The sequence below is a fragment of the Psychrobacillus sp. NPDC093180 genome (assembly GCF_044754065.1).
In the GTDB taxonomy this organism is placed as follows: domain Bacteria; phylum Bacillota; class Bacilli; order Bacillales_A; family Planococcaceae; genus Psychrobacillus.
Window position 1 is genome coordinate 25,915 of sequence record NZ_JBIVOJ010000014.1, and the last position, 12,001, is coordinate 37,915.

10 protein-coding genes are annotated in these 12,001 nt (G+C 36.7%); 9 read left to right on the plus strand and 1 reads right to left on the minus strand.

Annotated features, from left to right (window positions below):
• Window positions 1-25: 25 nt before the first annotated feature.
• The 8 genes from ACIP9W_RS18600 to ACIP9W_RS18635 all read left to right on the plus strand — a co-directional run bounded on the left by ACIP9W_RS18600 (window position 26) and on the right by ACIP9W_RS18635 (window position 8,816).
• On the plus strand, window positions 26-874 hold the full coding sequence (locus ACIP9W_RS18600; protein WP_400792468.1) for a M55 family metallopeptidase: 849 nt from the start codon (window positions 26-28) through the stop codon (window positions 872-874).
• 36 nt (window positions 875-910) lie between these two features.
• Entirely contained in the window at window positions 911-1,837 is a 927-nt protein-coding gene (locus ACIP9W_RS18605) for an ABC transporter permease (RefSeq protein ID WP_400792471.1), read from the plus strand.
• Between the two features lie 3 nt (window positions 1,838-1,840).
• The gene (locus ACIP9W_RS18610) at window positions 1,841-2,782 is read left to right on the plus strand and encodes an ABC transporter permease (protein ID WP_400792474.1); all 942 of its coding nucleotides are present in this window, start codon (window positions 1,841-1,843) and stop codon (window positions 2,780-2,782) included.
• A 13-nt stretch (window positions 2,783-2,795) separates the two neighbouring features.
• The gene (locus tag ACIP9W_RS18615; protein ID WP_400792477.1) at window positions 2,796-3,839 is read left to right on the plus strand and encodes an ABC transporter ATP-binding protein; all 1,044 of its coding nucleotides are present in this window, start codon (window positions 2,796-2,798) and stop codon (window positions 3,837-3,839) included.
• Window positions 3,836-4,786, plus strand: a complete 951-nt coding sequence (locus ACIP9W_RS18620; protein WP_400792480.1) for an ABC transporter ATP-binding protein — start codon at window positions 3,836-3,838, stop codon at window positions 4,784-4,786. Before ACIP9W_RS18615 ends, ACIP9W_RS18620 begins: the two co-directional genes overlap by 4 nt.
• Before the next feature lie 25 nt (window positions 4,787-4,811).
• Window positions 4,812-6,440 carry a peptide ABC transporter substrate-binding protein gene (locus tag ACIP9W_RS18625; protein WP_400792483.1) on the plus strand — a complete coding sequence of 543 codons (1,629 nt, stop codon included), beginning with the start codon at window positions 4,812-4,814 and terminating at the stop codon, window positions 6,438-6,440.
• A 158-nt stretch (window positions 6,441-6,598) separates the two neighbouring features.
• The gene (locus tag ACIP9W_RS18630) at window positions 6,599-6,976 is read left to right on the plus strand and encodes a DUF3899 domain-containing protein (protein WP_400792486.1); all 378 of its coding nucleotides are present in this window, start codon (window positions 6,599-6,601) and stop codon (window positions 6,974-6,976) included.
• Window positions 6,977-7,028: 52 nt separating this feature from the next.
• The gene (locus tag ACIP9W_RS18635) at window positions 7,029-8,816 is read left to right on the plus strand and encodes a S9 family peptidase (RefSeq protein WP_400792489.1); all 1,788 of its coding nucleotides are present in this window, start codon (window positions 7,029-7,031) and stop codon (window positions 8,814-8,816) included.
• A gap of 218 nt (window positions 8,817-9,034) precedes the next feature.
• Here the strand turns inward: ACIP9W_RS18635 and ACIP9W_RS18640 are convergent, their stop codons facing one another.
• A complete protein-coding gene (locus ACIP9W_RS18640) occupies window positions 9,035-10,348 on the minus strand; it encodes a helix-turn-helix domain-containing protein (RefSeq protein ID WP_400792491.1) in 1,314 nt (437 codons plus the stop codon).
• Window positions 10,349-10,464: 116 nt separating this feature from the next.
• On the opposite strand from ACIP9W_RS18640, the gene ACIP9W_RS18645 reads away from it, so the two are divergent.
• The gene (locus ACIP9W_RS18645) at window positions 10,465-11,997 is read left to right on the plus strand and encodes an AbgT family transporter (RefSeq protein ID WP_400792494.1); all 1,533 of its coding nucleotides are present in this window, start codon (window positions 10,465-10,467) and stop codon (window positions 11,995-11,997) included.
• Window positions 11,998-12,001: the final 4 nt, after the last annotated feature.

Sequence of the window (12,001 nt, forward strand, 5' to 3'; positions counted from 1 at the left end):
GAACTATACAAAGGAGTAGATACAAATGAAAATTTTTATTTCAGCTGATATGGAAGGAATTTCGGGAGTAGCAACTAATCAACAATTGAAAACTCCTTCTGAATACCAACGTTTTCGTAAGATGATGACGGCAGATGTAAATGCAGCAATTGAAGGTGCTGTTAATGGAGGAGCTACAGAAATAGTGGTAGCAGATGGTCACGGTAATATGTCTAACATATTAATAGAAGACTTGGATACTAGAGCAAGACTGGTATCAGGTAACAATAGAGTGATGTGCCAACTGGAAGGTTTGGATGATTCGTTTAATGGTATTCTTTTTGTCGGACATCATGGTCGTGAAGGAGGTTCTGATGTAGCAGTCATTAGCCACACTCTTGCAGGGATTTGCGTGAATGAAATGAAAATCAATGGTCATGTAGTCGGTGAAACGGAGATGAACACTTATGTAGCAGGAGCATTTGGTGTTCCACCTTTGTTTATAAGCGGCGATGACGCATATGTCAATGAAGTGCTAGAAACCTTACCTTATGTAGAATCAGCTATTACCAAACGGGCTGTAGACCGCTTTGCTGCGGAGCTGATACATCCTGAAATAGCGAGAAAACTCATTCGTCAAAAAGCCGAAGAGGCTGTAAGAAAAGCTGCTAGCCAGAAGCCGGTTACATTATCAGGACCTATTACATTTGAAATAGAATTTAAAGGTTCACAACAAGCGAAAATGACAACGACCATTCCAAGTGTGGAATTAATTGGGCCAAAGAAAATTCGTTTTACAAGTGACGACATTATTACCGCTTATAAACATATGTGGGGTTGTGTAATTATAGCTATGGCAGCAACTAATGGGGTTTTAGGCCATGTCAATACATAATTAGCTTGAGCAATAAGAACGGGGGTGTAGATAGGTATGTATATTGTGAAAAGATTTATCACAATGCTTCTTACAATCTGGGTGATTGCTTCATTGACTTTTTTAATCATGAAGATAATCCCGGGAGATCCATTTGCATCTGATGCAGATGTACTGCCTGAAGAGGTAGTAGAAAATATGAGAGCTAAGTATAACTTAGACGAACCAGTTCCTGTGCAATACATCCTGTACTTGAAGAATTTAGTAATGCTGGATTTGGGACCATCCATTAAGTCAGAAACTAGAACTGTTAATGATATTATTATGTCTGGATTTTCTGCCTCAGCAACTCTTGGGATGCAAGCAATCATTGTAGCCCTTGTATTTGGATTATTACTGGGGATTATTGCGGCTTTAAATCATAATCGATTCCTCGATAATGCATCTATGATTTTTGCCATCATCGGTATATCGGTACCTAGTTTTATTTTATCTCCATTACTTATCAACTTCTTTGCAGTAAAGTGGGGTTTACTCCCTGTAGCTTCGTGGGGAAGTTGGCAGCATTCTGTATTACCCACTTTGGCACTTGCAACTACGCCATTAGCGGTTATAGCTCGATACATGCGTTCTAGCATGTTGGAGGTAATGAACCAAAACTATATTAAAACGGCTGATGCAAAGGGATTATCTACCGTTAAAATTGTGCTTAATCATGGAGTTCGGAATGCTATTTTGCCTGTTGTATCATTCATAGGTCCTTTATTTGTATCATTAATTACAGGTACCTTTGTTATCGAAAAAATATTTGCGATTCCAGGTATCGGGAAGTACTTCGTTGATAGCATATTTAATCGTGATTATCCAGTTATCATGGGCACAACCGTGTTTTTCAGTACAATCTTAGTTGTCACTCTATTTTTAATCGATATCTCCTACCGTTTTATTGATCCGAGAATTAAGCTGACAAGCGAGGGGGATTAGTAGATGGAAAAAGTATTGAGCGATTCTTTGTTTCGTCCAGTAGATCCAACAAAGATACAAGAAAATGAAATTCAACGACCAAGTTTAGGGGTTTGGAAGGAAACCTTTCTAAGTATCCTTAAAAATAAATTAGCTTTAATAGGGCTCTTTCTTTTAGTCATAATTATCTTGTTAGCCCTTTTTGGACCAATGATGGTTCCCCACAGTGGCTCGCAACAAAATCTGGCTAACACAAATCAGTCGCCGTCAGGTGAGCATTGGTTTGGAACAGATAACTTAGGTCGTGATATGTGGACTCGTACATGGGAAGGTGCAAGGGTATCCTTGACTATTGGATTTGTAGCAGCCGTAATTGACCTTTTTCTAGGGGTAGTGATTGGTGGCGTTTCTGGTTATATGGCTGGAAGGGGAAAAACAGGGGATCGTGTTGACAGTGTATTAATGAGAATTGTAGAAATTCTATATGGAATTCCGTATTTGCTCGTTGTGATTCTATTAATGGTGATCATGGAGCCTGGTATTACATCTATTATCATAGCTTTATCTATTACCGGATGGGTAGGAATGGCAAGAATTATAAGGGGGCAAATTTTACAATTAAAATCCCAGGAATACGTTTTAGCGGCAGAAAAACTAGGTACTTCCCATTTCAAAATCATTACACGTCATCTATTACCAAATACAATGGGAATTATCATTATTAATTTAACGTTTACAATTCCCACAGCCATTTTTGCTGAGGCCTTTCTAAGCTTCCTAGGCCTGGGTGTCCAAGCTCCATTTGCAAGCTGGGGAACAATGGCTAATGATTCGCTAGGAGTTATATTAAGTGGGCATTGGTGGAGATTGTTTTTCCCTGGATTTATGATCGCATTGACTATGTTTGCATTCAACGCCTTTGGTGATGGAATACAAGATGCCCTTGATCCAAGAGCTCGTAAGTAGGAGGTATAAAACAATGAATCACTTATTAGAAGTAAATAATTTAGAAATTAATTTTAAAACATATGGCGGAGAAGTAAAAGCGGTTCGAGATGTTTCCTTTCATGTGGAAAAAGGAGAGGTAGTTGCCATTGTTGGTGAAAGTGGTAGTGGAAAAAGTGTTACTGTCCAATCTATTATGGGTCTAATTCCTACGCCACCAGGCATTATTAAGGGAGGAAGTATTAAATTTCAAGGAAAAGAACTACTGAGAGCATCAAAAAGGGAAATGCGGAAAGTCAAAGGGTCAAAAATCGGTATGATATTTCAGGATCCGATGACTTCCTTAAATCCCACCATGATTGTTGGTAAACAAATCGCGGAAGGACTTATTAATCATCAAAAACTATCAAAACAAGAGGCAAAAATAAAAGCAATTGATATGATAAGACAAGTTGGGATACCAAATCCTGAGGAACGTTATAACCAATACCCACACGAGTTCAGTGGAGGAATGAGACAACGAGTAATGATTGCGATTGCTCTCGCCTGTAACCCGGAATTACTTATTGCTGATGAACCAACCACGGCATTGGATGTAACCATTCAAGCACAAGTATTGGAGTTAATGAAGGATGTACAAAAGGACACGCAAACGTCCATTATACTCATTACTCATGATTTAGGCGTCGTTGCGGAAACTGCTCAACGTGTAATGGTAATGTATGGAGGGGTCATGGTCGAAAGCGCCTCCGTTTTCGATTTGTTCGAAAATCCCAAACATCCTTATACATGGGGGTTATTGAACTCCATTCCAGATATTGAAGGAACCGAGAAGAAAAAGTTAATACCGATAGAAGGCTCTCCACCTGATTTATTTGCACCTCCAAAAGGCTGCCCATTTGCTCCACGGTGTAAGTATGCAATGGATATATGCATAGAAGAAATGCCTAGTGATTACCAAATTAATAAGGGGCATTCTGCAAGATGTTGGCTAAATGATTCTCGTGCACCTAAAGTTGATATACCTGTCGCTATTAAAATTGATGAAGCAGTTGCAGTTGGGAGTGGGGCAAAATGACTGGAAACTTGGTAGAAATCCAATCATTAAAAAAATATTTTCAAATAAAAAAAGATGTAACTGTAAAATCAGTGGATGATATCTCTTTCTACATACGAAAAGGAGAGACTTTTGGTCTTGTAGGAGAAAGTGGAAGTGGCAAGTCTACTTTGGGGAAAACACTCGTAGGACTTCATGGTCCTTCTGAAGGGAATATTATTTATAATGGTCAAAATATTACGCAGTTAAATAAAGAAATAAAAAGAAAAGTGAATAAAGAAATGCAAATTATTTTCCAGGATCCTCATGCATCTCTTAACCCACGAATGCGTGTAGGAGACATTATCGCTGAAGGAATGGATGCATATAAGCTGTTTAGTGGAAAAGAACGAACAAATCGAATTTATGAATTATTAGAGCGGGTCGGCCTTAGCCCAGCACACGCTAAACGCTTCCCTCATGAATTCAGTGGAGGACAACGGCAACGAATCGGGATAGCTCGAGCTTTGGCAGTCGAACCCAAATTTATTGTTGCGGATGAGCCTATTTCAGCACTTGATGTCTCTATTCAAGCACAGGTTATTAACTTGTTGGAAGACTTAAAGCTATCTGAGGGTTTGACCTATCTATTTATAGCTCATGATTTAGGGATGGTAAAACATATTAGTGACCGAATTGGTGTGATGTATTTAGGTAAGATGATGGAGTTAAGTAAAAGTGATGATATATTCACAAACCCATTACACCCTTATACACAGGCATTATTATCCGCTATACCGAAAACAAATCCACGAGCTGTTCAAAAAGATCGGATTGTACTTGCTGGTGATCCACCGAGTCCTACTAATCCTCCAAGTGGTTGTCGTTTCCGAACAAGATGCCCACATGCTATGGAAATATGCGCATTGGAAGAGCCGCAATGGAAAGAGATTGAGGACGAGCATTGGACAGCTTGTCATTTATATTAAATTAAAAAAGTAGGGGGAAAATCAAATGAAAAAGTGGTTATTATCTTTGGGAATAATGCTAGCAACATCCACCGTTTTGGCAGGGTGTTATGGAGGGGGGACAGATGGTGAATCCTCGGACAAGGAAAATAACAAAGGAGATATCAAGCAAGAAATCGTGGTAAATGCGATGACTGAACCACCTGCAATTGATCCTGCTAAGGCAACGGATACAACTTCTGGTTGGGTACTAGATCATATCTTTGAAGGATTGTATACACGTGATAAGGAAGGGAAACCCGTTTTAGGCGTGGCAAAAGATGTAAAGGTGTCAGACGATGGAGCGACTTATACTTTTACACTACGTGATGATGCAAAATGGTCAGATGGCTCCCAAGTAACTGCGGGTGATTTCGAATATGCATGGAAAAGAGTATTAAATCCGGAAACTGGAAGTGCGTTTTCATTTTACCTGTATTATATAAAAGGTGCTGAAGAATATAACAAAGGTAACGGTACAGCAGAAAATGTTGGGGTAACAGCTGTTAATGATACTACACTAGAGGTACAACTGAATTCACCACTGGCTTACTTCGATAGCCTACTTACATTATGGACATTCTATCCAGTTCAACAAAAGCTAGTTGAAGATAATACAGAATGGGCTGCAGAAGCAAACACATATGTTAGTAATGGACCTTATAAGATGACAGAGTGGAAGCATGAAAGTAATGTTGTTCTTGAAAAGAACAATGAATACTATGATAAAGATGTTGTGAAATTAGATAAAGTGACTTTCAAGCTAGTAAATGAATCTACCACTTATTATCAAATGTTTAAAACAGGTGAACTTGATTTAATCAGCACATTACCGAGTGATGTACTTACAACTGAAAGGGAAAACGAAGAATATCTTGAAGTTCCTTATTATGGAACATATATGTATATGTTCAATGTTGAAAAAGAACCATTTACAAATGCCAAAGTTCGTAAAGCCTTTGCAATGTCAATTGATCGTCAATCCTTAACGGACAATGTAACATTAGGTGGAGAAACACCAGCATATGCAATGGTTCCTGAAGGTGCTGATACACCGGAAGGAGATTTCCGTAAAGTCGGCGGAGACTATTTTGAAGAAAACATTGAGGAAGCAAAAAAACTTTTGGCAGAAGGTATGGCTGAAGAAGGTTGGAGTGAGCTACCAGAAGTAACATTGATGTATAACACATCTGAGAATCATAAGAAAATTGCAGAAGCAGTACAGGAAATGATTAGTAAAAACTTAGGTGTGAATCTTAAATTAAGTAACCAAGAGTGGGGTACCTATTTGGAAACAACAAAACAAGGAAACTTCCAAATGGCTCGTATGGGCTGGATTGGGATTTTCTTAGATCCAGTCGTTAATCTTGATTACTACTTAGGGGACAGTCCGAATAACCGTACAGGATGGGTCAATGAAGAATATGATTCTATCATGGCTCAATCAAAAGTAGAGCAAGATGTAAATAAACGTTATGATCTCTTGCATCAAGCTGAGGAAATCTTAATGACAGATATGCCATTTATGCCGGTGAATTTCTATAAATTTAATTACTTGGCTAATCCTGATTTTGAAGACATCGTGTATTACGTGAATCGTTACCCTAACTTAAAGTGGGCAGAAAAAACGAAATAATAACTTTTTTTCTTAATGAAGTGTTGTAGATTGATAAAGTTCCTCCGCAAGCATTTTGCCGAAAAGAGTTTAAGCTTTTCTAAGAAGACTTGGTATTAGAGGGACTTTATCTTTTTTCTTATAGGAAAAATTGGTCTAAATTGTTAAGAGGTGACAGAATGGCAAGATTTATTTTACTTTCTAGTATTATAGCTATAATTTGGATAGGTTTAAAAGTGGTATTGAATTTGAGTCTAATAGAATGGATAAATTACACATTTTTGTATGGTTTAACTGCTACAATAATATCAGTTTGTGTGGTTATTTGGAAAACAAAATTTTTTAATTTATTTACAAGTGGATTTCAATCATTGGAGCATTTTTTGCTACCTATGAGTAAGTCTAGATCACTTGAACGTGCAAACAAAGAACTCGCTAATGATGAAAATTTAAATCAATTTAAACAAAAGCTAGCCAAGGTACTGTTTTTCACCATGTCGAGTCTATCTGTATCCTCTATTTCCGTATGTGTTATTGGATTAATGTTTTTCTATTAGAAAAAATATATTATTCGTTATAGCTTCTATTTCTGAGGAGGAGACTGAAAAAATGACATCTTTAAATCAAGACTTATATAAATACTTAAATGTCCGAGGAGCATACCATCCTCAAGTTCTACCAAATCAACAAGCTCTTACATTTATATCAAAGAAAACAGGGATTCCTCAAGTTTGGAAGTGGGATGCGGTAACAACAAAAATCCAACAGTACTCCCACTTACCTGACAGAGTTCTCTCCGTTCATCATTCTCCATCTGGAAAACAAACTATTATAGGAATGGATGAAAAAGGAAATGAAAAACAGCAATTGTACATATTGCATGAAAGTAGCTTGAATGCAAAGGAACTTGTGATATCAAAAGAACATTTTCATGAGTTTGGTGGCTGGTCGCCTGATGAAAGCAAGATTGCCTTTACAAGTAATCGTCGTCATCCAGGCTACTTCGATGTATTTATCATGGATTTGGAGACAAAAACAGAGAAAGTTGTTTATCAGATTGATGGAAATTGTACGCCAATTGGTTGGACAAAGGACGGAGAGCAATTAATCCTAAGTATGCCGGATACTAATATTGATCAATCCTACTATATATTAAACTTAGAAAAGAAAAAGCTCTTTAAACTCTTTGAAAGTAATAGTTTAGCTAGGTATCAATCGCTTCAACTAAGTAAAAATGGAGAGAAGGGATTTCTTCTAACGGATGTTAATCAGAACACTCTAGGTATCCATCAATTTACCTTTAAAGGAACTTACGAATTGCAACAACTTCTAACAATAGATAAATGGGATATTGAAGAAATTAAGTTGTCACCCGATAATTCTTTACTAGCTTTTACAATAAATGAGGGCGGATACTCTCGGTTAGGAGTCTATGATTTAACAAAGCAAATTCATCGTTACATAGATGGGTTACCGATCGGTGTAATTGATTCCCTAACTTGGCTTAACGATAATGAAATATGTCTAGGACTAAAAAGCCCTATTATCCCAGGGGATATTTGGAAGATTTCTCTAGAAAATAACCAAGTAGAACGTATCACATTCATGGGTGAAGAAAAAGATGTAGAACATTTGTGGCAAGAACCAGAGCTTTGCACATTCACTTCATTTGATGGACTGGAAGTATCATACTTTTTATATGGCAAAAAGAAGAATATTCAGCCGGTGGTTGTGTATGTTCATGGAGGACCTGAGAGTCAAATACGTGCCGAGTATAACCCTGTCATTCAATATCTTGCGGCTAATGGCTTTGCGGTAGCAGCGCCGAATGTGCGTGGTAGTATGGGATATGGACGAACGTACGTGAAATTAGATGATGTAAGAAAGCGAATGGATTCTGTGGCTGATTTAAAATGGCTTGCTGAGGATTTAGTACATACACATGGAGCTGACCCTAAACGAATAGGTATTATGGGGCGTAGCTACGGCGGATTTATGGTGTTGGCAGCTCTTACACATTATGCAGATATTTGGGCTGCAGGGGTGGATATTGTGGGTATATCACACTTTAAGTCATTCTTGCAAAATACGGGGTCTTGGCGTAGAAAATTACGTGAGTTTGAATATGGATCATTAAAAGAGGATGGGGAATTCTTTGAAGAAATCGCTCCATTGAATCATACCGATAAAATAAAAGTACCATTGCTCATTTTCCACGGAAGAAATGATACACGGGTGCCTGTTAGTGAAGCAGAACAACTAACGGCAGATTTAAAGGAACAGGGAAAGCAAGTAGAGCTTTTTATTTTCGAGGATGAAGGGCATCAAACAGAGAAGATTGAAAATCATATTAAAATGAATACGAAAATTGTTCAATTTATGCAAAAGTTTTTATAGGTTAATTTTAAGGAATCTAGAAAGTCTAGGGATGTTGTATTTGAATAGGGAAAATTTTAATAGATATATTAAGGCACAAAGTACTTCGACGAACTACCGTACTGCAAAAGTAGTTTAATAACGTATTTATGGTAGAGTTTGTATGATAGTTTAAGAATAGATTTGACCGTTTGATACTACTATCAAACGGTCTTTAAATGCCAATTTTGATTCACTCTCTATAGTCTGTCAAAATGTATTTCATACACCTTTTTCGGACGTCCTCGCAACTTTTTCTGTAGTTGAGTAGATACAGTGGCAGCTCCATGTTCCTCTAGTTTTTTTAATATGCGATTTGCAGCTCTTGTTGTAATTCCAAGATGGATGCTTAAGTCTTCTGACGCGATCATGTTAGATTGTAATTTATCCATTACGGCAATAATTTTTTGTATTTGTAAGGGAGAGGTGTTTAGTTTTACACTTAATTTTTCTATTCCCAAATCATATTGCGTATCTACTCTTATCCAATCTTTGTCGCCTAGTGGGCCGATCAATGTTTCCTCCTTGGACAAAATATAGGACTGAGTTTCTGAAGTTGCACAGATTTGTGAGGCTTTTTCTGCGTTAAGTTGCGCTTCTTGAATGGAGTTGCCAATTCCCCAACCGATGTGTACAGGAAATTTTAATTCCTGTGTTAAAAATGATGCTAATTGACAATTTTGCATCTCGTTTGTGATTAGTTTGAAATCACTATAGTTAGTAATAATTTCATAATAAAAAACATTTCGATGGATAATAAAAGACATTTGGTTGTTCTTACTAAAATCAAGAATTGCCTTATGTAATGACATTTGTCGATATTCTAAATCTGTCATATTATCACGATTAATAGCCATTTCCAAGTGACCAATAACTACTTGGTTTTCAATCAATTGAAGGAGCTGTATTTCTTTTAATAACGCCTCAATTATCTTGTTCATACTTTGTTCAGAGGGAACAACTAATATGGGCTTGATACCATACGGCTCTAACATTTCAGGTAAATTACCTAGTCGTGTCATACTCACATCTACTTTGTTTTGTTTCCACATCTCTATATGATAATCCCGCAACTTATTATATACATCCATATCTGCGTATGCTTGCATACTAAGATCAAAGAGATACGGGGTATCATCTTTTTCAGCCCATTCATACACACCTAAATAATTGTTTTCTTCATATAAAAAATCTACTAAACATCTTTTCATTTGGAAATCTTTATGCTTATAAATATATTCGGAAAGAGCTCTGTAAAAGTCTGCTTGAGTGATGTCGAAATGCAACATTGGGACGGGTACATTCGGAAAATGTTGTTGAATAAAAAAATAAGGAATCTGTCCACTAAACAATATACCATCTACTTGTTGAATTTTTTCTAAAAATATTTCTTGTAAATGGGCTAATGAATCATAAACAGTAAACTCAAAATTACATGGTTCAATGCTTAGTAATTCTACATTCTTTACCCACTTTAATGAATTTTTTGTAGTGAAAATACGAATTCTTGGCATTTTTATACTTTTCTCCTTTTTCTAAAAATATATTGATAATTTTTTTGTATTCGTTTACTCTGTTATTTAAAGACATATCACAAAGGGGTCTTTTAATCAAAAAAGGGGTGATTTTATTGCAACAAGTATTTACTAAGGCTGAAAAGAACGAGGAAAATAGATTTTCAAAGTTTTTGTCGTTTGTTGAGAAAGTAGGCAACAAGCTTCCACATCCATTTATCTTGTTTTTCTACTTAACTGTTCTTCTCGTCATTCTATCATGGATTTTAAGTTTGTTTAAGGCAGCGGTTGTCCATCCGAATACACAAGAGATGGTTGCGGTTAAAAGCATTATATCAGCGGAAGGTATTCAGTTTATATTATCTGATACACTCAAAAACTTTACGGGCTTTGCTCCTCTAGGTTTAGTTTTAACAATCATGCTAGGTATTGGTTTAGCTGAAAAAGTCGGATTATTGGAAATGCTCATGAAAAGGGCAATTCTAAGTACACCAAAAAAGATTATTACATTTGCAGTGTTCTTTATCGGTATTTTAGGAAATGTTGCTTCAGATGCAGCTTTTGTTGTAATACCTCCTTTAGCAGCACTTGTTTTCTTGTCTGTTGGTAGACATCCTATAGCTGGGTTAGCAGTTGGTTTAGCGAGTACGGGTATTGGATTTTCGGCGAATATATTAATTGCAGGTACAGATGCGCTTTTATCTGGAATTTCTACTGAGATTTCGAAAGGGATTAATCCCGATGTTATAGTGACTCCACTTGATAACTGGTTTTTCATGAGTGTTTCTACATTTGTGTTAGCTGCTCTAGGTACCTTGATTACCGAGAAATATGTCGAACCGCGTTTGGGCGTCTACAAAGGGGAGCAACAATCTATCTCCAAAGACATAAGTCCGTTAGAAAAAAGAGGCTTACGTAATTCCTTTATCTCTGCAATCGTTTTCATAGCAGTTATAGTTGCTGGAATGCTCATTCCAAACTCACCGCTTTTGAATGAAGATGGCACTATATTACGCTCGCCGTTTTTATCAGGTATTGTGCCAATTTTATTTTTATTCTTTTTAGTAGTTGGAATTACTTATGGTGTTAGTACAAAAAAGATTCAGTCTTCTGCTGATATTCCAAAATTGATGACGGAAGCGATTGGAAGTTTATCTGGATATATTGTATTAATCTTTATGATTGCTCAGTTTGTAGCTTACTTCAATTGGAGTAATATTGCCATTTGGTTGGCGGTTCATAGTGCAGATTTGTTAACTACACTAAATATGACGAATGTATTTGTTATTGTATTGTTTGTTTTATTAACAGCATTCTTGAGTTTATTTATTATTAGTGGTTCTGCGTTGTGGTCATTGGTTGGTCCAGTGTTTGTTCCACTGTTTATGGTGCTGGGCTATCATCCAGCATTTATTCAGTTGGCATATCGTATCGGTGAATCATCTACCAATATGGTGACACCTTTAAATCCTTATTTTGCGATTATTTTATCGTTCATGCATGTATATGATAAAAAAGCAGGCATAGGTACACTTATGTCACTCATGATCCCGTATACTATAGCGTTCCTCATTGTATGGACAATTTTAATGTTAGTATTCGCATTATTTGGAATTCCGATTGGACCAGGTGTTTCATTGTATCTATAGACTA